Source organism: Glaciimonas sp. CA11.2 (genome assembly GCF_034314045.1).
Lineage (GTDB): Bacteria > Pseudomonadota > Gammaproteobacteria > Burkholderiales > Burkholderiaceae_D > Glaciimonas.
Window position 1 is genome coordinate 3,564,618 of the sequence record NZ_JAVIWL010000001.1, and the last position, 25,611, is coordinate 3,590,228.

At 51.8% G+C, this 25,611-nt stretch carries 28 protein-coding genes; 23 read left to right on the top strand and 5 right to left on the bottom strand.

Annotation, left to right across the window (positions count from 1 at the left end; translation table 11 throughout):
- The first annotated feature begins 18 nt into the window (after positions 1 to 18).
- The 3 genes from RGU75_RS15385 (at position 19) to RGU75_RS15395 (ending at position 2,388) form a co-directional block, all read left to right on the top strand.
- Positions 19 to 1,230, top strand: a complete 1,212-nt coding sequence (locus tag RGU75_RS15385; RefSeq protein WP_322237348.1) for an alpha-hydroxy acid oxidase — start codon at positions 19 to 21, stop codon at positions 1,228 to 1,230.
- 9 nt (positions 1,231 to 1,239) lie between these two features.
- Positions 1,240 to 1,917, top strand: a complete 678-nt coding sequence (locus tag RGU75_RS15390) for a GntR family transcriptional regulator (RefSeq protein WP_322237351.1) — start codon at positions 1,240 to 1,242, stop codon at positions 1,915 to 1,917.
- Positions 1,918 to 2,151: 234 nt separating this feature from the next.
- A complete protein-coding gene (locus RGU75_RS15395; protein WP_322237354.1) occupies positions 2,152 to 2,388 on the top strand; it encodes a hypothetical protein in 237 nt (78 codons plus the stop codon).
- 48 nt (positions 2,389 to 2,436) lie between these two features.
- Here RGU75_RS15395 and istB (RGU75_RS15400) read toward each other — a convergent pair whose 3' ends face one another.
- The 3 genes from istB (RGU75_RS15400) to RGU75_RS15410 all read right to left on the bottom strand — a co-directional run bounded on the left by istB (RGU75_RS15400) (position 2,437) and on the right by RGU75_RS15410 (position 5,467).
- On the bottom strand, positions 2,437 to 3,207 hold the full coding sequence (gene istB / locus RGU75_RS15400) for an IS21-like element helper ATPase IstB (RefSeq protein ID WP_322232626.1): 771 nt from the start codon (positions 3,205 to 3,207) through the stop codon (positions 2,437 to 2,439).
- A gap of 11 nt (positions 3,208 to 3,218) precedes the next feature.
- Positions 3,219 to 4,742 (bottom strand): IS21 family transposase, encoded by a 1,524-nt coding sequence (gene istA / locus RGU75_RS15405; RefSeq protein WP_322240175.1) that lies wholly within the window; start codon positions 4,740 to 4,742, stop codon positions 3,219 to 3,221.
- 395 nt (positions 4,743 to 5,137) lie between these two features.
- Positions 5,138 to 5,467, bottom strand: coding sequence for a CzcE family metal-binding protein (locus tag RGU75_RS15410; protein ID WP_322237357.1), 330 nt, complete (start codon positions 5,465 to 5,467; stop codon positions 5,138 to 5,140).
- 386 nt (positions 5,468 to 5,853) lie between these two features.
- On the opposite strand from RGU75_RS15410, the gene RGU75_RS15415 reads away from it, so the two are divergent.
- The 6 genes from RGU75_RS15415 (at position 5,854) to RGU75_RS15440 (ending at position 10,157) form a co-directional block, all read left to right on the top strand.
- Positions 5,854 to 6,150: a hypothetical protein gene (locus RGU75_RS15415; RefSeq protein WP_322240563.1), complete on the top strand. Its 297-nt coding sequence runs from the start codon at positions 5,854 to 5,856 to the stop codon at positions 6,148 to 6,150.
- A gap of 824 nt (positions 6,151 to 6,974) precedes the next feature.
- Positions 6,975 to 7,187, top strand: coding sequence for a TetR/AcrR family transcriptional regulator (locus RGU75_RS15420; protein WP_322237359.1), 213 nt, complete (start codon positions 6,975 to 6,977; stop codon positions 7,185 to 7,187).
- Positions 7,187 to 7,333, top strand: coding sequence for a hypothetical protein (locus tag RGU75_RS15425; RefSeq protein ID WP_322237361.1), 147 nt, complete (start codon positions 7,187 to 7,189; stop codon positions 7,331 to 7,333). The genes RGU75_RS15420 and RGU75_RS15425 overlap by 1 nt, the downstream gene beginning before the upstream one ends.
- Before the next feature lie 148 nt (positions 7,334 to 7,481).
- Positions 7,482 to 8,318 carry an ABC transporter ATP-binding protein gene (locus tag RGU75_RS15430; RefSeq protein ID WP_416186821.1) on the top strand — a complete coding sequence of 279 codons (837 nt, stop codon included), beginning with the start codon at positions 7,482 to 7,484 and terminating at the stop codon, positions 8,316 to 8,318.
- Between the two features lie 322 nt (positions 8,319 to 8,640).
- Complete coding sequence (locus RGU75_RS15435; RefSeq protein WP_322237364.1) at positions 8,641 to 9,399, top strand: ABC transporter permease; 759 nt, start codon at positions 8,641 to 8,643, stop codon at positions 9,397 to 9,399.
- The gene (locus tag RGU75_RS15440; protein WP_322237366.1) at positions 9,396 to 10,157 is read left to right on the top strand and encodes an ABC transporter permease; all 762 of its coding nucleotides are present in this window, start codon (positions 9,396 to 9,398) and stop codon (positions 10,155 to 10,157) included. Before RGU75_RS15435 ends, RGU75_RS15440 begins: the two co-directional genes overlap by 4 nt.
- 325 nt (positions 10,158 to 10,482) lie before the next feature.
- On the opposite strand, the gene istB (RGU75_RS15445) is transcribed toward RGU75_RS15440, so the two are convergent.
- Together istB (RGU75_RS15445) and istA (RGU75_RS15450) are read right to left on the bottom strand one after the other, a co-directional pair.
- Entirely contained in the window at positions 10,483 to 11,316 is an 834-nt protein-coding gene (istB, locus tag RGU75_RS15445; protein ID WP_322232684.1) for an IS21-like element helper ATPase IstB, read from the bottom strand.
- Complete coding sequence (gene istA, locus RGU75_RS15450; RefSeq protein ID WP_322232686.1) at positions 11,313 to 12,848, bottom strand: IS21 family transposase; 1,536 nt, start codon at positions 12,846 to 12,848, stop codon at positions 11,313 to 11,315. The genes istB (RGU75_RS15445) and istA (RGU75_RS15450) overlap by 4 nt, the downstream gene beginning before the upstream one ends.
- A gap of 156 nt (positions 12,849 to 13,004) precedes the next feature.
- Between istA (RGU75_RS15450) and RGU75_RS15455 the strand changes: the two genes are divergently transcribed.
- From RGU75_RS15455 to RGU75_RS15520, 14 genes are all read left to right on the top strand, one after another.
- Positions 13,005 to 13,331, top strand: a complete 327-nt coding sequence (locus tag RGU75_RS15455) for a DUF4282 domain-containing protein (protein WP_322237369.1) — start codon at positions 13,005 to 13,007, stop codon at positions 13,329 to 13,331.
- A 22-nt stretch (positions 13,332 to 13,353) separates the two neighbouring features.
- Positions 13,354 to 14,721 (top strand): sigma 54-interacting transcriptional regulator, encoded by a 1,368-nt coding sequence (locus tag RGU75_RS15460; RefSeq protein ID WP_416186873.1) that lies wholly within the window; start codon positions 13,354 to 13,356, stop codon positions 14,719 to 14,721.
- A 166-nt stretch (positions 14,722 to 14,887) separates the two neighbouring features.
- Positions 14,888 to 15,631 carry a DUF2968 domain-containing protein gene (locus RGU75_RS15465; RefSeq protein ID WP_322237374.1) on the top strand — a complete coding sequence of 248 codons (744 nt, stop codon included), beginning with the start codon at positions 14,888 to 14,890 and terminating at the stop codon, positions 15,629 to 15,631.
- 384 nt (positions 15,632 to 16,015) lie between these two features.
- A complete protein-coding gene (locus tag RGU75_RS15470; RefSeq protein ID WP_322237375.1) occupies positions 16,016 to 16,207 on the top strand; it encodes a DUF1289 domain-containing protein in 192 nt (63 codons plus the stop codon).
- A 130-nt stretch (positions 16,208 to 16,337) separates the two neighbouring features.
- On the top strand, positions 16,338 to 17,198 hold the full coding sequence (locus RGU75_RS15475) for a beta-ketoacyl synthase chain length factor (RefSeq protein WP_322237379.1): 861 nt from the start codon (positions 16,338 to 16,340) through the stop codon (positions 17,196 to 17,198).
- Positions 17,191 to 17,973, top strand: a complete 783-nt coding sequence (locus tag RGU75_RS15480) for a lysophospholipid acyltransferase family protein (protein ID WP_322237382.1) — start codon at positions 17,191 to 17,193, stop codon at positions 17,971 to 17,973. Before RGU75_RS15475 ends, RGU75_RS15480 begins: the two co-directional genes overlap by 8 nt.
- The gene (locus tag RGU75_RS15485) at positions 17,960 to 18,220 is read left to right on the top strand and encodes a phosphopantetheine-binding protein (protein WP_322237384.1); all 261 of its coding nucleotides are present in this window, start codon (positions 17,960 to 17,962) and stop codon (positions 18,218 to 18,220) included. The genes RGU75_RS15480 and RGU75_RS15485 overlap by 14 nt, the downstream gene beginning before the upstream one ends.
- Positions 18,221 to 18,277: 57 nt before the next feature.
- Positions 18,278 to 18,532, top strand: a complete 255-nt coding sequence (locus RGU75_RS15490; RefSeq protein WP_322240568.1) for an acyl carrier protein — start codon at positions 18,278 to 18,280, stop codon at positions 18,530 to 18,532.
- Positions 18,533 to 18,624: 92 nt separating this feature from the next.
- Positions 18,625 to 19,212, top strand: coding sequence for a hypothetical protein (locus RGU75_RS15495; protein ID WP_322237387.1), 588 nt, complete (start codon positions 18,625 to 18,627; stop codon positions 19,210 to 19,212).
- The gene (locus RGU75_RS15500; RefSeq protein ID WP_322237390.1) at positions 19,205 to 22,018 is read left to right on the top strand and encodes an AMP-binding protein; all 2,814 of its coding nucleotides are present in this window, start codon (positions 19,205 to 19,207) and stop codon (positions 22,016 to 22,018) included. The genes RGU75_RS15495 and RGU75_RS15500 overlap by 8 nt, the downstream gene beginning before the upstream one ends.
- Positions 22,015 to 22,974, top strand: coding sequence for an acyltransferase (locus tag RGU75_RS15505; RefSeq protein WP_322237393.1), 960 nt, complete (start codon positions 22,015 to 22,017; stop codon positions 22,972 to 22,974). Before RGU75_RS15500 ends, RGU75_RS15505 begins: the two co-directional genes overlap by 4 nt.
- 19 nt (positions 22,975 to 22,993) lie before the next feature.
- Positions 22,994 to 24,538: an aromatic amino acid ammonia-lyase gene (locus RGU75_RS15510; protein ID WP_322237395.1), complete on the top strand. Its 1,545-nt coding sequence runs from the start codon at positions 22,994 to 22,996 to the stop codon at positions 24,536 to 24,538.
- Positions 24,531 to 24,959, top strand: a complete 429-nt coding sequence (locus tag RGU75_RS15515; RefSeq protein ID WP_322237398.1) for an acyl-CoA thioesterase — start codon at positions 24,531 to 24,533, stop codon at positions 24,957 to 24,959. The genes RGU75_RS15510 and RGU75_RS15515 overlap by 8 nt, the downstream gene beginning before the upstream one ends.
- Positions 24,956 to 25,600, top strand: a complete 645-nt coding sequence (locus RGU75_RS15520; protein ID WP_322237401.1) for an outer membrane lipoprotein carrier protein LolA — start codon at positions 24,956 to 24,958, stop codon at positions 25,598 to 25,600. Before RGU75_RS15515 ends, RGU75_RS15520 begins: the two co-directional genes overlap by 4 nt.
- Positions 25,601 to 25,611 lie beyond the last annotated feature (11 nt).

Consider the following 25,611-nt stretch of genomic DNA (forward strand, 5'->3'; position numbering starts at 1 on the left):
ACGGGGGAGACTTCACGCATGCGAAAACAGAAATTATTGGAGCGTCAATTCCTTTGTCTCGCCGACTTCGAAAAGGCCGCAAAACGACATCTCCCCCAGCCATTCTTCGAGTACATTGCCGGTGGAGCAGAGACTAACCAATCGTTGCGCGACAATGCGGCTGTCTTTTCCGAATACGGGTTCATTCCGCGCTATATGGTCGACGTCCGACGCCGCGATACTAGCGTATCTTTACTTGGTCGCAAGTACGATGCGCCTTTCGGCATAGCACCTATGGGAATCGCGGCACTGTGGGCTTACCGCGGCGACATTGTGCTTGCACGCGCTGCTCGTCGAGCAAACATCCCAATGATATTGAGTGGCTCCTCTCTTATTGCGCTCGAAGAGATCGCGCGCGAGAATGAAGATGCCTGGTTTCAAGCGTATCTTCCTGGCGACGACGAAGGTGTCATTCAACTCGTTGAGCGCGCCAGCGCCGCAGGTTATCGCGTGCTTGTAATCACCGCAGATTGCCCGGTGGGCGCAAACAGGGAGAATAATGTGAGGGCAGGCTTTTCCACGCCAGTACGACCAAGCCTGAAGCTGGCCTGGCAAGGCCTGATGCATCCGCGCTGGACCTTTGGGACTTTCTTGAGAACGCTGGCGAGCCACGGTATGCCCCATTTTGAAAACAATCATGTAGGTAGAGGTGTGCCAATTTTCTCATCTACACTGGAGCGAGATCTGGGCGAACGAGCACACATTAATTGGCGCCACCTTGAGGCGATACGCCGACTTTGGCGAGGTCAACTGGTGGTCAAAGGACTGTTGGATGTTCGTGACGCAAAAACTGCGGTAGGCCTGGGAGCCGATGCTATTGTTGTATCTAACCACGGCGGAAGGCAGTTGGATGGTGCTATTTCCCCATTGCGAGTACTGCCGAGAATAGTATCGGCGTGCCCAGAAACTCCTATTATTTTCGACAGCGGACTTAGACGAGGAAGTGACGTTCTTAAGGCGCTTGCGCTTGGTGCCAGGTTCGTCCTGTTGGGGCGGTCGTTCGCCTACGCCGCCTCCGTGGCGGGCGAGGAGGGCGTGATGAGGGCAGTACACATTCTTAAAGATGAAGTATCTCGAAATATGGCACTCATGGGTTTATCTTCTCTCGGCGAACTGAATGACAGTTTCCTTGAACGAATTCACGGTCATGATCTCGGTGTACGGTACAATGTCGACAATGTACACATTTAAGAATTAACTATGGCTCTTCACCTCTCATCTCGATCCTCTCTTGCTGACGGGGTTACCGAAGCCTTGCGCAATGCGATTTTGGACGGCTCATTAAAAGCAGGAGCACTGCTTCAAGAACCAGCGATAGCCAAGGAACTCAGTGTCAGCCGTTCTCCTGTACGCGAAGCCCTCATTCAGTTAGAGCGCGAAAATCTCGTTTTCAGTAGCCCAAACCGTTCAACTGTGGTGCGGCGTCCGACAGCTGAGGAAATTTATCAGATCTATACGATACGTGCGGCATTGGAAGGTATTGCAGCTAGTTGGGCAGCGCAACGTTCCACTCCAAAACTCGTCGCATCATTACGTGACGCAGCCGCGATATTGAATGATCGTCTTGTCGGTGTTGAGCCAAGCAAGAAGGATGCGGCTCGCATGGGGATTGAATTTCATGCGGCGATTGCCGAAGCTTCGCAATCCATAGAGCTACAGAGAGTCCTTCAAAGCCTGCGAAACCAAATACAGCTTGTGATGGTGGGCGGCTTGGCTAGCTTATCGAACCCTCGTGCCGAGACCGTGCACGCAGAACACCTTGAGCTCATTGCGGCGATCGCAGAGAAAAATAGCGGTCTTGCGGAAAAATTAGCCAACGAGCACGTTCTTAGTGCGCGTGACAGGTTGGTACATGCTAATGCTGAGTTGGTTGAATAAGGCGCATGTTTGCGTTACTTTTACCCTCAGTTTCTTACTGAGACGCGGTATCAGCAATTCAACGATTCTATGATCGCAGAGATGAAATCGCCAATGCCAAATAAAGCACGTGGCACGGCAGACCTTACGCGGTAGTCTAAGGACTCAAAAACCTGCCTGACATGGTGGGCCCACGCTATCTGATCCGGCCCATCAGCCTTTATGGTAGGAAACCTACCCGGCACGTAGTTCTATTTGGCCGTCAACAAAAAATGTCTGGCCAATTATGGCTGGCGTTATCGGCGCGGCATGCCCATCAGTAGCAGTATTGCAGCGTCCGCGGTCAACGAAGGGATTCGCTTGGGTTGTCCAAAGAAGCGCCAAATGCGAAGGACCGATAAAGGTGTCCGCTTACCGGTGCAGGTCTGTGCGGTGGTCTTGAACGGCGTGCGTATTCTGGTCAACGTGACCGCTCATTCTGGCCGATCGTGACCGCTGCGCCTGCGATGTTGTTACGCGGTTAAATTGTAATGTCTGCGGTCACGATGGGTCGATAGTTTTCTCCTTTTTGCTGGTTTTAGGTCGTTCTGCGCCACGCAGTGAATCGCCGGTCAGTGTCAGCCGATGATTGCGCTGCAGAATGCGGTCCAGGATGGCGTCGGCAATAGTGGCGTCGCCAATCCAGGCATGCCAATGGTCAACAGGAAGTTGACTGGTAATAATCGTCGCTCTGTTTGCCGCCCGGTCGTCAATCATCTCCAGCAAGTCGGAACGGGTCGTGCTGTCGATCGCGCCCATGCCCCAGTCATCAAGTACCAAGACATCGATCTTGGCGAGTTGGAGCAGCCATTTCCCAAAGCTGCCGCTGCCGTGCCGGATGCGTAGTTCTTCCTGTAGACGGGGTACGCGTTGATAAACAGCAGAGTATCCGCGCCGACAGGCGTACTGTGCCAGTGCGCAGGCCAGCCACGATTTGCCAGCACCGGTCGGTCCGGTAATGAGAATGCTGTGGCCAGCACTGACCCAATCTCCCAGCGCCAGACTCATCACTTCACGGCGGTCGATGCCACGCCCCGAGCGGGCATCAATGTCTTCAATCGCCGCTTGTGCGTATTTCAGGTGGGCGTTCTTAAGCAGGCGCAGGAGCTTGCGGTCATTGCGGCAATGGACTTCGCGATCAACCAAGAGTGCCAGACGTTCCTCGAAACTCATCGCCGCCATACTGGCCTGCGTCAATTGTTCCTCCAGTCCGGTCGCTAAGCCATCGAGTTTTAAGGTCCGCAATTGGGCCAGAGTGGTATGCATCATCATCGTTGACATCCTCATTGATAGTAATCAGGGCCACGCACATGGGCATGGTCAGGACTGACCCAATCGCCAACTGGGGCACACGGTGTGCGATCACGGTTATTTTTGAGAATGTCACGGACGTGGCGGTATTGGCAGGCACCGAGCTGTAAGGCCAGCATGCATCCTGCTTCAAGACGTGGCTTGCCGTAGCGCTTGGCCAATGACAGCAGACCAAGACAGGCACGGTAGCCGTGCTCGGGATGTCTGTTCTCGGCCATCAGACGCGTCACCGCCTCCGCTGTCGCCGTACCGATGGTCTGTCCCCAGTGAATCAGTCGCTGTGGCGTCCATTCCAATTGCGCACGATGCGCCACCGGCATATGCAGGGTGTCGGTGGTGAACCCGCCTTCGCCACTGTTGCGCGGATGACTGGCGACACGTTGACCGCGATGCAGGATTTCCACTGTCGTCGCTGTCATCCGGGCTTCCAGCACCTGACCGACCAGGGCTTGCGGCACACTGTAGTGATGGCGGCCGATCTCAACGTGGTAATCGTTATGCACCCTGACAGTCTTGAAATGCGCCATCTCATAACATTGCAATGGCAAAGGCCGTAGCGCCGGGACATCGAGTTGGGCAAACGCACTGGCGCGACTACCGGGTAGCTTCTGAAACGGCTTATCGTTAAGTACGCTCAGCAGCGGTGCGATGGCGACATCGACCTCGTGGACGCTGCTAAATTGCTGATGTCGCAGACGCGCCATGATCCAGCGCTCGACGATCTGCACTGCTGATTCGGCCTTCGCTTTATCCTGAGGATGACGCGGACGGGCTGGCAAGATGGAGGTGCCGTAGTGGCGCGCAAAATCGCGTACGGTGTCGTTACTGCGTGGTTCGTAGCGATTGGCGTCGGCGATCATAGCCTTCGGATTATCGGGAACAATCAACTGCGGTACCCCGCCGAAGAAGCGCAGCGCACGCGCTGTCGAAGTGAGCCAGTCGGCCATCGTCTCACGCGGCGTAGCACAGGCATAGGTGTAGCTCGATGCGCCCAGAGCAGCGACGAAGATGTGGGCACGGCTACCATCAGTGAGACCGATAGTCGGACCAGCATAATCAATGAACAGTTTCTCGCCAGCCCGGTGAATCTGGCGCATAGAGCGTTTGAGCTGTTTGGCAAACTGCCGGTAATTCACGCAGAACTGTGAGTAGGCATAGGTCTGGTGCTGGGCATAATCGGCACGATACTCTTCCCATAGCAACATCAGCGTCATCCCCTTGCGCCGCAGTTCGTGATGCAGCCTGGCGTAATCTGGCTGGACATGGTCTCGGGTCCGTTCTGGCGTGACCAAAAGCCGGTGCGCCAACTCGGTGTCGTCTACATCTTGCACCGCCGACCAGTCCAAACCGGCAACGGCGGCCAGGCCGACATACTTGGTGACGACTCCTTTTGAAATCCCCAGTGCTGCGGCAATCTGCTGGTGCGATAGTTTGGCATCCAGTTTTAAACGTAATACGTCTTTTATCTTACGCATAGTGATCCTTTGTACGGGCACGTTGTCTCCAGACAAACTGGAAGCGTACCCGTTCGGTTGCTCTATGCGTAACATCATCACGGTGCTGTACGACACCATTCCGGTATCGTGACCGATGATTCTGCTATCGTGACCGCCGATTCTGGTCGGGCTTGAAATCGGTCACGATAGACCGGAATGAGCGGTCACGATGCGCCAGAATGGTCGGTCACGATAGACCAGAATCGGTGGTCACGATCGGCCAGAATACCCACGGCGAGCTGGTTTCGAGAAAAACCGATTCCGCTTCGTTTTACAAACAAGAATAAGGACGCATATCAAACGAACCCCTGGCATGGTTTTCTCCGGCTTTACCTGCACTCTACATCAGGACATCACCCCAGAGTTAGTCCACCCTCTTAGTCCACCTTCCATGATTATGGGAGGTATAGAGGATTGGGTGCGACATAGGCGATTACTTTGTGGTCAAGCATGCTCGCCGGCGCCGCCCGGTTTAAGACGAATGAGGAAACCGCTATTGCGCCATCAAAATTCCATGCAAAAGATTTATCGCCAGCAATGAACCTGACCGTTTGGCCACCCGTGACGTTCACATACTTTGTGTCTGGAGTAATGACGATTGTTCGGAAGGCTGTTGATACTGGTACTGAATCACCCAGAAGATCAATCTTTGGCACCGATCCGGCAAATGTGGAAGCGCTCGCAGTTAACATGGCAAGGACAGCGATTAAGTGTTTGGGGTTCATTTTTACTCTCCAATAAGTGCGGTTATCGACTCCGGACTCAGCGCTCCTGCATGATGGTGGCATCTGGTTCGGCCTTGAGAAGTCTTAGTCGTTTATAAATCCGACTTCGTAAGCACAGTTTAATTCCTATGCTAATCAAGATAAAGGTCAAAAAACACAACATATTATTTCATAAAAAGAAACAATAAAGAGCTTAAAATATATACTACCTACAATTTATGCAATTTTTAAGGCCTTAAAGCTAGGGTTGATTGAGATTCAAGATGGTTCTGACTGAGAGTACGTAAAACCGTGGGATGAGGACAGACGAAATGGGAGGTTGAGTTCTTGATTTATGCAGCGATAGGGAAGACAGCTGCCCCGCCTGTGGTGAAGCATTTATCAAGATCGGCGAAGACGTCACGGAGCAACTTGATGTTGAACCAGCGCGTTTTTTTCTGAACCGCCATCTTCGCTTACAATATGCCCGCCTGCGAGACGATCACCGCAGCAGCAATTCCTGCGGTCATCATCGACGGTGGCTTCGCGGCTCCAGGCTTGCTTACTTGGGTGATGGTGCAAAAATTTGTCGACCACTTCCGCTGTACCTCATGGCGCGATCAGTCACCGCTAAGGCGTGCCGATTGCCAGTTCCACCTTCGCTGACTGGGTCGGTCGCAACGGCGTCGCATTTCAACCATTAATTGATCGCCAGGCAGAACGACTGTGGTTTGGGAGGTGTCAATGCGCCGAATGCAGCCACACTCGATGTGAAAACCACAGAAATTATGGAGCCGCAGGCAAATAAGCTGTGAATAATCTGGTTAGAACTCGTCGCCAATCAGGCCCCTAGGCAACAGCTCCAGATAAGCCGGCACAGACCAGCAGTCTTCTGCGAAGCAGAACATAAAAAAATTAAACATTAGCTGCTTTCCTTTTTTAATTTATGACGTAGTCGGGTTAAATGTTAGGTGTATTTCTCTATTTGTGAGATTGCCAAAAACATGATGAAGCCCGATATAGTCACGAATGTTACACAACTGTATAATAGTCGTGAGTTTGGAGTCGGTCAAGTTTTTTGTCTTTCGGGGTCAAAGCGGGACAAGCATTCTGAGAATTGAAAGTAGTCATTTTAGAGAAAAGAAAAAATGGACCTGACGACTAAATTTGTATCGCGTACTTACACAGTTGTCCAGTATTGAGGTTGCGGCAACGAAAAAAGTCGTTATCAACCAAGCTCTGGTGTTGAAATTTATCAACCAGGATCGAAAAACGACTATATGGCTAAGCACGGAGAAGTTGTTCGCGAAGCGAAGTTACGATGGCGTATACATCCGTGATATTGCGAATGGCAGCTGGGTTCCATCCCCGCTTGCTAGAAATCCGACTTGGGTTGGCTAAGGCGACAAAACCGTATTTCCCCTTGCTCAACTCAGAAATTCAAAAAATACTTGACATTAAATTACTCAGTCGTGTAACTTATACATCTGTGTAATTATGGCTAATCGTGGCGTATTCAAATTTCGCCATGCCGACTCCAATCCTGAAACCGATCAAGCAAGACCGAAAGAAGAACATCGTGCTGAGCGCGGAGAAGCTTTTCGCCCAGTTCGGCTACTACGCGGTGTTGAATCGCAACATTGCAGACGTCGCCGGCGTACCGTTGCGCCTGACGGGTTACTACTTCGGGAAAAAGGAACATCTTTTCGAGGCTATTTTTGAACGCTGGGCACAATACTGATGCATATCGCTGACAAGCGATTAGAGCGCCTTTCCGAAGGCAAGTGCATTGCCGGTGGAGCCGACACGTCCGAGGAGCTGTTTGCCTTTATCTGCGGCGGCCGCGAGATGTTGCAGCTCAAGGGAAGCGCGAACGTGGCTTGCTAGCCGCGCCGCCAGCCAGCACCACACAAGATATCAACAAGGTAGCCAGCTGAGACTGGCACCAACATAGGAGACAGTATATGAAATTCCAATTACAACGTCCGGCTATTGAAGCGGGGTGCCCAAACGGACGCTTCGTACAGGAGGCGCCATGAACAACGTCGCGAACCTCCACATCGACTCCATGCCAGCGGAAACGCGGCATGCCAACGTTCGCGCCAAGGCGGCAAAGCACGCGATTCGCTTTGACCAAGTGGCGCTGGTTCTCGGTGGACACCGCATCATTGACGGTATGTCGTTTGAGCTGAAGGCGGGCGAATTCGTCTGTGTGGTCGGGCCCTCTGGATGCGGGAAAACCACCTTGCTGCGGCTACTTAGCGGACTATTCCGTCCATCCGCAGGCAGCATCAGCTACGGTGACCGACTTATCGAGGGGCCGTCGCCGGAAATCGCAATCGTGTTCCAAGACTATGGCAAGGCGCTGCTGCCCTGGCGCACTGCGGCCGGCAATATCAGTCTGGCGCTGGAGTCACGCGGCATCCCGCCAGCGCAACGTCAAGGGCGCATCGCACAATTGCTGCAGAAGGTCGGGCTGGCAAGCCATTCCGACAAGTATCCAAACCAGATGTCCGGCGGTATGCAGCAGCGCTTGCAGATCGCTCGTTGTCTGGCCCAAGAGCCAGCGGTCCTGCTCATGGACGAGCCGTTCGGCGCGCTCGATGCGATGACAAGACAGTCGCTCCAAGACGAGGTCGCACGCTTGGCAGAAGAGGCAGGCACAACCGTGCTGTTCATTACACACGATATCGAGGAAGCAATCTACCTCGGTGACCGCGTGATTGCCCTTAAGGCGAATCCTGGCCGTGTTGCGGAGATTATCGAGGTCAATATACCGCGCGCGAGGGATCAGCTCTCGACGCGTGAGCACCCCGAGTTCTTGCGCCTGCGGCGGTATCTCTACGACTTCGTCCAAGAGACGCACTGTTGACATCCTCCTGCTCGTAAACCGAAGAGGATTTCCACTGCTGGCGTCTGATGGCGCAGACTGAAACCGGCCGAAGCATAGGCTGCTTCCTTATTCGATCTGCGGGATATCTTTCGACCTCGCCAACAGCGACCGCAGATTGGAAAAAAACGCCGCGGATTGCTCATTCCCCAGCGCGTAATCGCTTACTGATGCACTTAAGGAGCTTAATCGTGAACCAACAATATAGTTCAACACATTTTTTCACCTGGGCGGCTGCGAACGCTGGGTGCCCGACTTCTTTCACTCCCCGTCCTGAAGGACAGGGTTTCTTGGAGCAATTCTGATGAACTGGCGTGCTCTTTTACTTCCGGTCACGGCTCTGGCTGCGGCGGAAGCGCTTTTTCGAATAATGGATCACGGCAGCGATACGCTTGCACCGCCGACGCAGGTTGCCGCGGCCGCTTGGCACGCATTGATCGACGGAACGCTACTCGACATGACAGTGCAGACACTGAGCGGTGCCGGTGTCGGTCTAGCCATAGGCGGATCGCTGGGCGTTCTGCTTGGCATTCCGCTCGGTCTCTCACGGACTGCCATGGACATCGGCGCACCGACCATCGAGTTGCTGCGGCCAATACCCTCGGTTGCCCTCATTCCGCTGGCGCTGTTGGTATTTGGCATGGGCATCCTCCTCGAGGCGTCGATCGTCGCGTTCGCGACGTTCTGGCCGATGTTGATCCTGACCCAATCTGCGGCAGCGCAGGTCGAACCCCGACTGCTTGAAGTAGCACGGGTCATGAACCTGGGTGCAGCCGCACGCGTAGTCAAGATCGTGCTGCCGGCGATGCTGCCCCGCATGTTCGTCGCCCTGCGACAGGTTGTTGGGATATCCCTTGTCGTCGCGGTAACCGTGGAAATCACCGTGAATCCCTACGGGCTCGGTTATGGACTCATCATCGCACAACAGAACCTGCGCCCCGACCTGATGCTCGCGTTGCTTGCCTGGGTAGGCATTCTCGGCTGGACAATCAACGTGGTGCTGCACGAGCTCCAACATCGCTTGTTCGGGGCCTACAGCGGTATACCGGGAGGTGGGCGATGAAGCGCAATCCAATGTTGATCCGGTTCGCTGGAATTGGTGTCCTCGCCATGGTAATTGGACTGTGGTGGCTGGCGTCGACGATCCAACTAATATCCCCTGTCTTCCTTCCCACACCGAAGGCAACGTTGGACGTGCTGTGGGATGGCGTGCTCCATGGCGAGACCGGGCGGCAGACCTTGGCAACTGTCGAGCGGATGGTTTACGGCTGGCTACTTGCCTCGCTTGCCGGAATTCTACTCGGCGCCATTATCGGCGTGTCGCCGACGACGCGCAGGCTGCTCCAACCGACGCTGGAGTTCATCCGTCCCTTGCCTGCCTCCGCCATCATCCCGGTTGCAATCTCGCTATTCGGTCTTACCGAGAGTATGGTGCTGTCGGTCATTGGCTTCGGCGCAATATGGCCGGTGCTGCTCGCGACCGTGAATGGTTTTGCATCGGTCGAGCCGAGGCTGGGCGAGGTCGCCCGTGTGCTTCACATGAGCCGGATCGCATTCATCATCAAGATCGGCTTGCCGAATGCCTTGCCTGATATCTTTGCGGGACTCCGGCTATCGCTGACGGTGGCGCTGATCGTCGCGGTCGTCGGTGAAATGCTGACGTCCCAGCAAGGCCTCGGCCTTGCGATTCTGCTGGCGGCACGCACCTTCCAGTCGGCCGAACTATTCGCCGGGATCGCGCTGCTCGGCATGATCGGCTTCTTAAGTAACTTGCTGCTGCGCACCGGTGAAAGCCGGGTACTTGCCTGGAAAACGAACTAAGAAGCTGCTTCCTGGTGAAGTTCCGCGGTGTATCGTCCGGGTGGACGAGGGCGGTGGCTATGGTCTAGCAATGAATGTGGCACCGATGGCCGAAACGAGCAATTATTTTATCAAATCAAGGAGACAAAAATGAAAATTTCACGCGCATTTGTCAATGCCGGAGTAAAGATGTACCAAATGGCGCGTTAAAAGTGTACCAATCCGGGTTAATAAATAGAGCCGTTGAGGGCCTGAATTATTCTCTTTTCAATGCACATTTCTATACTCTGCAGAGTTGGGGTGGCGGGCGCAGCGCAGCGTAGCCCGTTCCCTCAAGACGTTGCTTTTACGGGTTGGCCCCTCCTTTTTCAGCAGTGCTGTTTGGTTTGACATTGCGCTGTTGCCGTTTCTTGCTGGTGGCCAATCGATACGATTCGCCGTTCATTTCCAGGATGTGGACGTGATGGGTAAGCCGGTCAAGCAAGGCGCCAGTCAGCCGCTCCGAACCGAGGACGCTGGTCCACTCGTCAAACGGTAAATTCGAGGTCACCAGCGTGGCACCGTGCTCATAGCGTCGGCTAAAGACCTCAAACAACAATTCCGCACCGACCGCTGTGAACGGCACATAGCCCAGTTCATCGATAATCAGTAACTTCACGTTAGTCAGTTGCTTTTGCAAGGCACGCAGTCGTTTCTCGTCACGCGCTTCCATCAGTTCATGGACCAGGGCGGCGGCCGTCGTAAAGGCAACGCTGTGTCCTTTCTGACAGGCAGCTAATCCTAGTGCCAGCGCAGTATGCGTCTTGCCAACACCCGAAGGTCCTAACGCGATGACGTTCTCGCGCTTATCAATCCACTCACAGCGTGTCAGTTCGAGCACCAGGGATTTGTTTAAGGTTGGCATCGCCATGAAGTCGAAGGTATCCAGACTCTTGGTCACCGGAAACCTGGCCAGACGGATGCGCCGCTCCATCGTGCGGCGTTCACGGTCGATACGTTCGAGTTCGCACAACCGTAATAAATAGCGTGGGTAATCTACGCCTTCACGCGCGCAGTCGGCGCCGACCTTCTCATACTCCCGGGCAAAGGTCGGCAGCTTCAGGGCTTTGAAGTGGTTGACCAACAGTACCTGCGGTGCCACCGTGGTGGTCTCGGACAGCGCCGCGCTGTTGGCGTTCATGCGAGGTCTCCGGTAACAGGTTGCGTCAGTAGCGCATTCCCGCTGAGCAAGCTGAGGTAGCTGCCGGCATCGGTCGTGCCGACCGTGGCGTTCGGCAAATACGGATACAGGGTTAAATCCAGCTTGGGTGGTCGTCGTTCGATGGCGCACAATACTAGGTGTTTGATGGCATCAAAGCTGAGCACGCCCAGATGATGGGCCTGGCCAATGGCACGCTCGACTTGCCCGATGCTGAAGGTTTCCAGCAACCGCAGGACCTGGATATATTCCTTGCGCCCACGCTTGTCCATGCGCGCTTCCAGCAGGCGTCGCAATCGCTCGAAGGCCGCTGGTAATGCCCACTCTTGCAGCGGTGCAGCCTGGTCAAGCGCACGCGGCTTCCTCTCCAGCAACGCCAGATAGTGCAGCGGGTTCACCACGAAGTCCGCTTTGGCATAACTGCGACGATGGTGCGCAATGCACTCCGGATTGCCAACCAGATAGATGTCGACCCAGTCGACGGTGCCTTTGACCAGCACCGCCTGATGACCGTATTGCGTCGGTACCGAATAGTCGTTGGTGCGGTAACGGACCAACGATTGCGATGATACCCGGCTGGTTTGCTTGTGACTGGCGTCATAGAGCGTTACCGGCAACGGCATCAATGCCGCCCGGTCATGGATGAGGCGCTGGCCGATGGTGTCAGATTGACCACGCAGCACGGCACGCTGACGTTTCAGGCAGCCGTCCAGCAATTGGCTATTCAATGCAGCGAAGTCATCTGCCACCGGCAATGGCACCATGAAGTGGCGTCGGCTGTAGCCGACCAGTCCTTCCACTTTACCCTTGTCGTTACCTTTGGCGGGACGTCCGAATTTATCATCAAACAAGTAATAACTCTGCAATTCGGCAAAGGCATGGGTCCGTCGGCGCTGGCCATCGCCTAATATCTTGGCCACTGCAATCCTGGTGTTGTCGTACAGAATTGATTGCGGCACGCCACCGAGAAACGCGAAGGCAGCAAGATGACCGTCCAGAAAGGCTTCCGTGTCTTCGGTCGGATACGCCTTGACGAAACACGCATCCGAATGCGGCATGTCCAGGCAGAAATAGTGGAAGCGGACCTTCTTGCCGCCGATGTACCCGTCGGCTTCGCCGAAATCGACCTGGGCATGGCCGGGGCGATGCGCCAGTGGCATGAACACTTCCTTCTGCCGGCTGGCCACACCGTTGACGTACTCGCGCACCAGGGTGTAGCTACCGTCGTAACCATGCTCGTCACGTAATCGTTCGCGGATACGTACCGCCGTATGGCGCTGTTTCACATGGACTTGCTTATCGGCCTCGAGAATGGCGTCGATGATGGCTGCGAACGGTGCCAGCGTCGGAGAGACCGGGGCCGGCGCTCGCCGATATCCCGGCGGTGCCGCGAACTGGCACATCTTCCTGACGGTATTGCGATGGATACCGAAGTAGCGCGCAACCGCACGCTCACTCTTGTTCTCGACCATCACGGCGCGACGTACTTTGACGTATATGTCCACGGGAAACATCCTTTCCGCCTTTCTTATGCACCATCAAGGGCATAAGACTACAGGCTGGGATTGGTACACTTTTAACGCGCCATTCACGGCCGTTTCAAGTGCGCTATCCGGTACATTATTCACGCGGCATTTATAAAGAACGTTATATTAAAAAATGGGAATGCAGTGACAACAAAAAAAGGGTATTCAAAGCTATCTCTGCTGTTTGGTTTTGAACATTTGATTGCGCCGTATTTAATCAAGTTTATTTATCGCGCAGGCATAGCGGTGATCGTCATCGGGGGTTTGTTGAGTTGCTTCAATAGCGGCGGGTCGAGTGGCGGTGTCGGGCGGGTGTCACTTGCGCTGGGCGGGACCTTGTTGTCGCTGTTGTTGTGGCGTGTGATGAGTGAGTTATGGATATTGGCATTTAATATTTATGAGCGGCTCGGTGACATCAAAGATTTGTTGAGAGTGCAAAATAATGCATCAAAAATTGGCAGTAAAGAGTAAGGATGGATGAGCGTAAATGAAAATAGAAAACAAACTATTACCAGAAAGCCTGGACATCTATGTGTGGGAAGGTACGTCGGATATTGCCGATCGAATCGCGCATTGTCTTAGTAGCTTTGATGTCCAGGTGATTCGCTCAGATGGTTTGACCATCTCGCGCGATCTGGTGTCGTTGCGCCCATCGATTGCTGTGATGTCGGTGACGGTAATTGACCGTGGAGAGTTTTCTGCTGAGGCTTGGCAAAAAGCGCATTGCATGCCGGTGATTTGGGTTGCAGATGTGGTGCGGACAGCTAACCCACGTGTTTATCCGACCGAGTATTCGCACATTTTGATGCGTGATTTTACTTGTGCTGAGTTGCGCATGCTGGTGTTCCGACTGGCAGCAGAAATGCACGCCAGCAACGAGCCGGATCGTAAGTTGCAGCCATTGATAGCGCAATCCGACTGTATGCAAGCGCTGGTCGCTGAAGCTGAGGCATTTGCCGATTGTGAGTCGAGTGTCCTGATCATGGGCGAGACCGGCGTTGGTAAGGAGCGCATTGCGCAGTTACTGCATCAGCGTCATGGCCGGTATCGGCAAGGCCCGTTTGTTGCAGTCAATTGCGGAGCGATTCCCGATGGTTTATTTGAATCGCTATTTTTTGGCCATGCAAAAGGTGCGTTTACTGGCGCTTTATTGGCGCACAAAGGGTATTTTGAGCAGGCCGATGGCGGCACGCTTTTCCTTGATGAAATTGGCGATTTACCGTTGTATCAACAGGTTAAACTATTACGCGTATTGGAGCAAAGTACGGTTACGAGACTAGGTTCCCAAACCGAAATCAAGTTGGATTTTAGGCTTGTGGCAGCGACCAACCGCAATTTGCGGGAACAGGTTCAGCAGGATATGTTTCGCGCCGATTTATATTACAGGCTGGCTGTTATCGAGTTGCGCGTGCCGAATCTGGAAGAGCGTGGAAGTGTCGATAAAATCGCCATATTTAGCGCACTGCTGGCTCAGACTTATGACGAAATTCCGCCGTCCCCGGATTGGTTACTTGAAATGGTCGCAACCTCAAGCTTCGCCGGAAATGTGCGCGAGTTGCGAAATGTCGCGGAACGGATAGGGATCATTTATCGTCAGTTAGGAAGTTGGGACAGGATACGCATCGACCGCGTATTTGCGATGCTGGGATCGTTGGCGCGGACCAATGAGGGCACTGATCTGTTGATGGTACGTAAAAAGGGCGAGTTGGCGGAACGGAATCGTATTCTGGCAGCCCTGGATGCAAATGGGTGGCGACGTCAGGATACTGCGCACGCTATCGGTATTAGCCGCAAAGTATTGTGGGAAAAGATGCGTAAATTCCAGATTGCGGATACTGAGGCAATTGGTGAAATTGAATAATGGATGCGCTACTAAAAAATGCAATGGATACCGCTAAAAAATCATTGTACAAAAGTGGACATAAATTAAAAAGTAAAGCTTAAAAGCAATAAAATTCACGCGGCAATCATCATTGCTGAAAAGAAACAATTAACAATTAACAATAAACAATGACAGGGAAACAGGGATGAACCTAAATGTGTGTGAAGTGATGGGTCGATGTGTTGGCGGTGCGGCAAGTGGGCTGAGCATTGTGGCGGTTATTGCCGCACTGTCCACCAATGTAATGGCGCAGTCGGCGTCTCGCCCTCAGGGCGCAACTACGTCGCCTAATACTATGACGTCAGCAGCTGGCTCAACGGCGGCGGCACCAACGATTGATACTGCGAACAGCACTATCGGCGAATTGCAGCATCTAATGCAGGGCCAGGGTATTAGTGAGTTGCGTACTACTTATAATGGCAATTACGGCTCCAGTCTTTTATTTAAGTCTGATAACCGCACTTATTATGTGGCTTTATTTCAACAAAAAAACTTTTGGAGAGTAGTTAAAACGACCTCCGAAGTCCAGGCAGAGCAGACCTATAAGAGTTTTGTGGGGCAAACGGAAAAACTGGCAGAGGTAGATATTCGTCGAATTAAGCTTGAGGCTGATAAGCAATATACGGAGCAATTAATTTCAGGGCAGGAAAACCGGTTGTTGGCACTTCAAAATGATTTAGCTGTTCAACGTCAGCAAGAGAAAACAGTTTCTGCGCAGCAAGATCAAGCGCGTCAACAAGCTCTGGCGTTAAATAATAAGCAACAAACGGCGCGTAACGAGTTAATGGTTCTGCGGAATCGTATTCGTGCGCTGGAAGCACAGCAAACGGTGATCGATGGAGGCAATATGGCTAATGAAAAAAGTGATGCAAAATCAGGGAAAAAGTAGGCTCTTAGTTAATCTGTAAATCAGTCACGGGCGCTTAATCGTTGGCGCACATGCCAGTTTAGTATGAGCAAGGTCAGCATTATTAACGCAGAATGCCTGCGAAAGATGCTGACCTTTTTCGTTTACGTGTCAAGTACCGAACGCCTGAATGTTGATTTAATTCAGCTTTTGACCGACATGTGACTTAACCGAGCTTTCTGTGAGATACCGCGGACGCGGACTGTTATAGAATTGTGTCCTCAGTGAAGTAGTTTTCAATATTGATTTTTCGCCATTATATTTTCTTGCAAAATATGCGGGCTCAGGTCACGGAAACAAAGCATACAACTGATACACCATGACACTATATTAATTATAAGTTTAATATCTACTAGTAAGGTTCGCATGTCAGAGTCTCGCCCGGAACGTCCCGATACGCCTTGTGTTGCAGTTTGTTCCACCACTTTTGATGACGTATGTCGTGGGTGTGGGCGCACTGTTAACGAAGTCGCACACTGGGTTTTTATGAATGATGAAGAGAAAACAGCCGTTTGGGAACGTATCACTGCCGAAGGTTATCCAAAGCGAAGAGGCTAATCGATTGAAATGACATATTCAGGCTCTATTCAGGTGCAGAAGTTAAAGACGATTACTTAAGTAATCGTCGATTTAACTCCGTTCGAATAGGTTGCTGTTTATAATATTGGGTCTGGAACGGCGTTGGAATATGATGAAAATGAGTCGCGACCGCGCAATCAATGGGGTTCAATTTTCAATCGCAGCGCATGCAGCATGGGCACCGGGTCTAGAAACCGACGCTGAGTGGCGCGAATGGGCGCAACGTTGCCCCCTGATTCAGGGTGACACCGAGCCTCCGGTTTTATCCATGCCAGCGATGCTGCGTCGACGCGCCGGATCTGTCGGCAGGATGGCGCTTGAAGTAGCATATCTCTGCCTACAAGGGCGATCCGACGTTGCTACAGTGTTTTGTTCGCGGCACGGCGAGTGCGCACGTTCGGTAGAACTGTTGCAAGATCTGGTGCGAGAGGTGCCGCTATCTCCGACTTCCTTTAGTTTGTCGGTGCACAACGCGACCGCTGGTTTGCTGTCGATTGCGCGACACGATCAGGCAAGTCATAGCGCTCTATCTGCAGGTAATAGCGGCGTCGAGCATGCGGTGATTGAGGCTTGCGGATTGCTAGCTGACGGTGCGCCGGAAGTATTGTTGGTGGTCTACGATGGTCTGTTACCGGATGAGTTCGGTGAATTCAAGGATTGCGAAGATCAGCCCTTTGCCTGGGCTTGGTTAATTCAACCGACCGTGCAGCGTGGCGCTGATACGATATTTCTTACTTGGGAATCTGCGGCTAGTCATAGTCTTAGTACGCATAGTGGGAGTAATGCGGAAAATACCGACATCACTAAGTTGGTGATGGCGAAGGTTCCTCAGCCAGCTGGTCTGGATATATTGGCATTTCAATTACGACAAGATCACGAGTTGATTCGGTTGGTTGACAACCGCCGCTGGTCTTGGCGATACAGTGTCGACCAGGAGCAACGGCGAATCGCGATGGTGACCAGTGAATAGAATTGTCAAACGCGTGAACCATTTTTGGCGCGTTGCTGCAACCGGCTTAAGTTTTCTGGTGTTTGGTGTAGTTGGATTGTTGATGGGATTGATCTTTTTTCCCTTGATGAATAGTTTCGTCAAGAAGCCGGAATCAAGCGCATCGGTAGCGCGCAAGATTATACGCGTGATGTTTCGGACTTTTATAAGGTTGTTGCGCATATTAGGCGTTTTGCGTTATGAAATTAGTGGGCTGGAGCGACTACAACGGCAAGGTTTGCTGATCTTGGCAAATCATCCAACTTTGATGGATACCGTGTTCCTGATGGCCTTTGTAAAGGATGCCGATTGCGTGCTCAAAAGCCAACTCTGGGAGAACAACTTTATCAGAGGATCAGCGCGTGCCGCCGGTTATATACGAAATGATACCGGTACGGGTTTATTGTCCGACGGTATCGCCTCTTTGCGGAGCGGGAGCAATTTGATTATTTTTCCAGAGGGAACGCGGACAGACGGTTCTATTGCCTTCAAACGTGGTGCTGCAAATATTGCTGTACGCAGTTTGTCGAACGTGACACCGGTCGTCATTCGTTGTTCGCCACCGACTCTCGGAAAAGGAGAAAAATGGTGGCAAGTACCATCAGCCATGGCACATTTCAGTATTGCGGTAAAAGAAGATATCGACGTCCAACCCTTTGTTGAGACGGCGGGAAGTGAAACGTTGGCTGCAAGGCATTTAACTGCTTATTTACAGAATTATTTTATAAAAGAAAGTCAATGTGATGGAGCAGCTTGAAAACGAGGTAAAGCAAGTCATTATCGATGTATTGCAACTTGAAGATATTACAACCGCAGACATTGATACGAATGCGCCATTGTTTGGTGAAGGACTTGGACTAGACTCGATCGATGCACTCGAACTTGGGGTTGCCATCCAGAAGCGTTACGGTATTTCATTATCAGCAGATTCGGCGGAAACGCGTAACCATTTTGCTTCGGTACGCGCATTAGCCGCGATGATTGCCAGCAACAGAAAAAAATGAAGGTGTGACATGACGGCATCGATAAAAGTGGCAACGGCAGGAACTGCAGCTGCGACAATGACGAAAGAAGACATTGGTGCTTGGGTAGTAGATGTGTTGCACGATATGTTTGAAATCGATAAAGCCAGCATCACGCCGCAGGCCAACTTATACACGGATCTGGATATTGATAGCATTGATGCTGTTGATCTGGTGGTCAAACTGAAGCAATTTACGGGAAAGCGATTGCAGCCGGATGTATTTAAATCGGTCCGCACGGTGCAGGATGTCGTTGATGCCGTGGTTGCTTTGTTGGCAGAGGATACAAAATAAAACGCTTCTTTTCCGGCCTCTCTTCTAGTTACTTGTCTCGCCTGGTGTCATGCCTTTTGCCACGCTCATTGACGCGCTTATTCTCAGGTTTCATGCAACTCTGGATGCGGACGGTGTTGACCATCCTGACTGTGGTAATTACGCTGTTGTATCCGTTTGTTATCTGGTTCGGACATGGACGGGTTTCGCCTCGCGCGCTTGCATTGCTATTAATCATCGCAGCTGCAACCCGGCTGCCAATGGTTAAATTAAGTAAGGTTAGTCGTTGGTGTTTGGTCGCGGCATTGCTATTAGCTGCTGTTGCGATTTGGAATAATGCGTTGTTACCGTTAAAACTGTATCCGGTATTGGTTAATGCAGGCATGTTATGCGTCTTTGGATATAGTCTTTTCGTACCGCCTTCAATCATAGAGCGGATGGCGCGACTAACTGACCCACAGTTACCGGATTTTGCGATTGCTTATACTCGCCGTGTCACACAGGTCTGGTGTGGCTTTTTTGTGGTGAATGGTTCGTTAGCATTGATCACGGCATTTTGGGCATCGCCAGCAGTGTGGAGCGTTTATAACGGCATAGTTGCTTACGTTGCAATGGGGCTTTTGTTTGTGGGTGAATATATGGTCAGAATAGCGCTAAAACGTCGGCATAGACTTCAGTCATCTGGGCCACAGAATGTCTAGTTTAAACGATCTGTTGTCGTTATTATCGCCATTAAGCGCGCCACCAAAAGTAGGTATTAGCTCTACGGACAGGGCGCGTCCATTCGCATGGCGCGATGGCGAGAGCCTCGATCGTGCTTACTTTTTGGCGCGGGTTGATGCATGGCGTAACGCGTTATCACGTGATTCGGGCGCTTCTTTTGCATTATATTTGACAGATTGCGCCGAATTTTCCTGCGCATTATTAGGTGCCTGGCAGGCGGACAAAATCATTTATCTTGCAGGTGATGTATTGCCAGCAACATGTGCCGCCTTGGCGACGCTTGTGGATGGTTTTGTGGGCGAGTTTCCAGACGATTATCTCCCAATACGGTTGTCAATGCATTTACCAGTAAGGTCAGGCTTGGAAGCGGTCAATCTTGCAGAGTCATCGATTTTCCCGCACCGTATTGATGACGCTTCCTATTATGGCTTCAAGACGCTATCGCCTGATTTCTCGGGATTGGTGATTTATACGTCGGGTAGTACCGGCGAACCGCAAGCGGTTATTAAGAAATTATCCCAGCTATCAACTGAAATCACGACGCTAGAAGCTTTATTTGGAGACGCTATCGGCGATGCGCATGTTATTGCTACGGTGTCGCATCAACATATTTATGGGCTTTTATTCAAAGTGTTGTGGCCGCTGACAACTGGCCGCACTATTCATGCACGGCAAATCGCATTTTTAGAAGAGCTATTGCCAGTCTTGCGCGTCACTGGTGATCGGCCTGCAATACTCATTTCCAGTCCCGCGCATCTGAAACGGATTCCGGCGTCAATGCAACCAGAGCTATTGCATTCATTGCGTGCAGTCTTTTCTTCTGGCGGACCATTGTCGCAAGATGCTGCACAAATAGCCTCGCAGTTTCTCGGGCATGTGCCGATCGAGGTCTACGGAAGTTCGGAAACAGGCGGTGTAGGATGGCGTCAACGTTCTTTCGATTTCATTGACAATCCTCTTGCACAAGTGGATGAAAGTTGGACTGTCATGCCTGAGATTACGTGGCGTATCAGTTCGGATGAATCAGTCCTCGAAATTTGCTCGCCGCATCTGCCTGATGCGAATTGGTTCAGTTTGACGGATCGGGTACAAGCAATTGATGAAATGCGGTTTTTGTTAAGAGGCCGAATTGATCGTATTGTGAAAGTAGAAGAAAAGCGTATTTCGCTAGACATGATCGAGTCACAATTGAAGATATCTTGCCTGGTGATGGACGTACGGGTTTTATTGCTTGATGAAGGGCCGCTTCAGCGCCGTCAGCAGATCGCCGCATTCGTTGTGCTGTCGGATGCCGGTCGTCTTTTCTATGCCGAGCAGGGAAAATTACTATTGAATCGACGACTACGGGATAGTATCGCTCATGCGATTGAGTCGATCGCGCTGCCGCGTAGCTGGCGCTATCTCGACACGCTCCCATTGAACGCGCAGGGCAAGACGACGCGTGCTGCGTTATTGGCCGCTGCGGTCGAGACCGTGAATGCGCCATCATCGAACGCGTTGTTGGTGAGTCCCGTGACAAAACCAAACGTACGCGTGCTGGAAATGGATCTGGCGCAATCACGCGTCGTGCTTGAACTTACTGTTCCGCGTGATCTTCTCTATTTTAATGGTCATTTTGACGGATCACCTATTTTGCCAGGTGTGGTTCAGGTTGATTGGGCGATTGCGTATGGACGAGAATATTTACCTTTAGCGCCGCGTTTTTTGAGCATGCATGCCCTTAAATTCCAGCGCGTAGTCATGCCCGAAGAGGTTCTGCAACTGAGGCTTCAGCATGATAGTCAAAAATCCTCTCTGACGTTTAGTTTCAGCTCTGATGCTGGTCAGCACGCAAGCGGACGTATTCTGTTTGGAAATACTTCTAAAGTGGACCAGCCTCAACATGGTAGAGATTCGGTGGATGACAATAATCATCAGACTTTGAGTCACCAAAAAAATCCCGATCAGAACCCCGATCAAAATATAGACATCAAAACGACTGCCAATATGGATGCGTCAGATATCGTCACGCGGCAAATTTTTACGGTGGACTTTAATCCTTGTGCCATTATTCCAGTTTATAACCACGCACATGCAATCGGTCACGTGGTGGCGGCAATTCTGTCGTGCCAACTGCCATGTATATTGGTCGACGATGGCAGTTCGGCGGAGTGCGCTGCAGTATTAGATACGCTCGCTGCTGCGCATCCGGACCACATCATTCTGCTGCGTCATGCCGTAAATCGGGGTAAGGGCGGAGCCGTCGTGAGTGGTGTTCGTCATGCGGCACAAGCTGGCTTTACGCATGGGCTACAAATAGATGCAGACGGACAGCATTGTACGGATGATATTCCACTCTTTTTAGCGCAATCTGCTGCACGGCCAGATGCATTGATTGCCGGTGTGCCGCAGTATGACGATAGTGTGCCCAAGGTGCGGTTTTACGGACGTTATCTGACCCACGTATGGGTTTGGATCAATACGTTATCGCTTGATATCAAAGATTCGATGTGTGGTTTTCGGATCTATCCACTCGCGCCATTTGTAGCCTTGTCACATAAAAGAATACTTGGTCAACACATGGATTTCGATACTGACGTCATTGTGCGTTTATATTGGGATGGCATGCAGATTGTCAATTTTCCGACCAAGGTCGGTTATCCGAGTGACGGTGTTTCTCACTTTCGTCTGGTGAGAGATAATTTATTGATTTCTCGGATGCACGCGACGTTGTTTCTTGGCATGTTATGGCGTGTGCCGACTTTGCTGGTGAGAAAGTTTTCGCGCCGACGGAGCGGTCAATGACGCGCGCGCACCGTCATTGGGCCCAGATTAACGAATCCAGTTTTGTGGTTGGCATGCGTCTGATGTTTTGGCTATATCGTATCGCTGGTCGTTTGCCGTTTCGATTGGTGTTATATCCCATTCTCGGTTTTTATCTGGCGACCAAACCGATAGCGCGCCATGCCTCAAAAGATTATTTGCGGCGGGTGCGCGCATGTGGTTCGGTTGATGATAACGCGCAACTTCAGTCAGGTTTATCCGGGGTATTTCAGCACTTTGGCGCGTTTGCAGAAAGCATTCTGGACAAAATGCTGCTATGGGGCGGATTGTTTAAAACCCAAGACGTCACCAGCACCGGGAAGGAGCTGATTCGGGATAATTTGGAGGCAAAGCGCGGTGGCTTGTTGATTTGCGCCCATCTTGGCAATTTAGAGTTATGTCGCGTGTTATCGCGGCAGCGCAGCGGTTTGCGTATTACTGTTTTGGTCCACACCAAGCATGCGAAAGCTTTTAACCGATTGCTGGCAAAGCTTGATCCGGATAGTCAGTTGAATCTGATGCAAGTGACTGAACTGACCCCCGTCATGGCAATGTTGTTGGCAGAAAAGGTGGCCCAAGGCGAGTTTGTGGCGATTGCTGGCGATCGCATTCCAGTATCGCCGCAGCCACGCGTCGCCCATGCCAACTTTCTTGGGAACTCAGCCCCATTCCCTATTGGTCCTTATGTCTTGGCTAGCGTATTGCAATGTCCGGTTTATTTGCTGTTTACGTTGACTATTGGTAGCCGTTCCCAATGTCATTTTGAATTGTTTCGGGATGCCATTCATTTGCCACGTAAACATCGCAATCAAATATTGAATGAACTGGCCGCCGCGTATGCGAAGCGACTGGAACACTATTGTTTGAAAGCGCCTTTGCAGTGGTTTAACTTTTATGATTTTTGGTATTTATCAACCTATGACAACGCACAACACTGATCTAAACACAGCATCAGAGATGCCTGACATTTTGCCGCGAAATATTTGTTTTGATCGAGAGCGTCTGACGATTGAAGATATTGTCGAGATCGCGTCCGGCTCAGCAAAAGTGACCCTATCTACGGATCCCGTATTTCGGGCCACGATCATGCGCGGAGCCGATTTTCTGGATCGTTTGTTGCGAGAGGACGGAACTATTTACGGCGTGACGACCGGTTATGGGGATTCCTGTATGGTCAATGTGCCGGCTGAATTAGTGCTGGAATTACCGCATCATTTATATACCTATCATGGCTGTGGTCTCGGGGAACATTTTACGCCCGAGCAGACGCGGGCTATTCTGGCGGTCCGCCTGGCGTCGTTGTGTAAAGGGTATTCTGGTGTCAGTGTCGGCCTACTCGAACAGATTACTCGGCTGTTGAAAGAAGATTTGTTGCCGTTGATTCCCGCAGAGGGATCCGTCGGGGCTAGCGGTGATTTGACGCCGTTATCCTATCTCGCCGCCGTGCTGTGTGGTGAGCGCGAAGTCTGGCGTAAAGGCGTCAAAGTATCTGCTGCCGAGGCATTGGCTGCGGTCGGCATGACACCATTACGTTTGCGACCCAAAGAAGGTCTGGCGATCATGAACGGTACTGCTGTGATGACGGCGCTGGCCTGCCTTGCATATGACCGCGCCGAGTATCTGGTGCGCATTGCCACCCGCATTACCGCGATGTCGAGCTTTGCGCTGGACGGCAATGCACATCACTTCGACGAGGCGTTATTTGCTGTCAAACCGCACGCAGGGCAACAACAAGCTGCCGCATGGTTACGCCAGGATTTGCCGGCTCCAGATGCGCCTCGCAACGAACAGCGTTTACAGGATCGTTATTCGATTCGCTGCGCCCCACACGTGATCGGTGTCCTGGCCGATGCGCTTACCTGGATGCGGCAATCGATTGAGAATGAACTCAATAGTGCTAACGATAATCCCATCATTGACGGTGAAAATGAACGCGTGCTGCATGGCGGCCATTTTTATGGTGGTCATATTGCCTTCGCTATGGATAGTATGAAAAATGCGGTTGCCAACGTGGCCGACTTATTAGATCGGCAGATGGCGTTACTGGTCGATAGTCGTTATAACCACGGCTTGCCATCCAATCTATCAGGCGCAGAAGGACCGCGGGCTAGTATTAATCATGGCTTAAAAGCGCTACAAATCAGTGCATCGGCCTGGACCGCTGAAGCGCTGAAACTGACCATGCCAGCCTCCGTATTTTCACGTTCTACCGAATGTCATAATCAGGACAAAGTCAGCATGGGTACGATTGCTGCGCGGGATTGTTTGCGGGTGCTGCAATTGACCGAACAAGTAACGGCGGCATTGTTAATTAGCGTCCGCCAAGGTGTTTGGCTGCGCTGCCGGGTGGACGAGACAGCAAAACCCCAAAAGAACTTGCAAGTAATGCTGGATGTGCTGGCGGATGATATTGCGGCGATCAAGGAAGACCGTATGTTAGAGCCTGATTTGCGTTTGTTGCTGGCGCGTATCAATTCGAAAGCATGGGATTTATATGTATAAAAAGGAAAGTCGCTGGACTGCCGAGATTGCCTTGAAAGTACAATTTTACGATCTTGACCCGATGGACATTGTCTGGCACGGCAATTATGTAAAGTATATGGAGCAAGCACGATGCGCGCTGCTCGATGCGATTGCGTACAACTACTCGGAAATGCAGGATTCGGGTTATGCATGGCCGGTGATTGATTTACATCTGCGGTATGTTCACCCCGCAACGTTTGGTCAAGATATCAGCGTTCGCGCAAGTATTGTCGAATGGGAAAATCGCCTGAAGATGGATTATTTAATCACCGATCTTACCACCGGCCAGCGCTTGACCAAGGGTACGACCACGCAAGTCGCGGTTGATATCGCGACGCGTGAAATGTGTTTTGCTTCGCCTGCTGTGTTGTTTCAAAAATTGGGAATTGCTACACCATGAAACGTTTATTTTCATCCGGTTTATTTTCGTCGATAGTCACGCCAGTTTTGATTAGTGGTTTTTTCATCGTTCTGGCTGCATCTGCGCAAGCGGCTGCACCTATCGCAAAAATACAGGAAATGTTGGCAAAGCCGCCGGTCTTGTGTGGTCGCTTCGACCAAGCCAAGCAACTGATGGGAATCAAAAAACCATTACTGTCGAATGGTCGTTTTTGTGTTGTGAGCGGCAAAGGTGTTCTATGGCGAACATTGCAGCCATTTCCGAATACATTGCGTCTCAAGCGCGATGAGATCGTGCAAATGCAGGGTGATCGCGTGGCTATGCGACTGGATGCCAAGCAGGAACCGGTAGTCCGAATGATCAATAGCGTGATGTTCTCTTTAGTAGCTGGCGATTTGAGTCAATTGGAATCTTTGTTTGACATGGATGGCAGCATTCAGGGCAGCACTTGGAAAGTCGCTCTAAAGGCACGTCAACCGGCGCTAGCCAAAGCGATCGGTACGCTGACACTGACCGGCGGTACTACCGTCAAAAGCGTGACGATCAACGAAGCCAGTGGTGACCGCACCGAGATTACTTTCTCCGGCGTGCAGAGCGGCGTAAATGCGATGACCAGCGAAGAAGGGGCCGCACTTGACTAACGAGGCCGGTG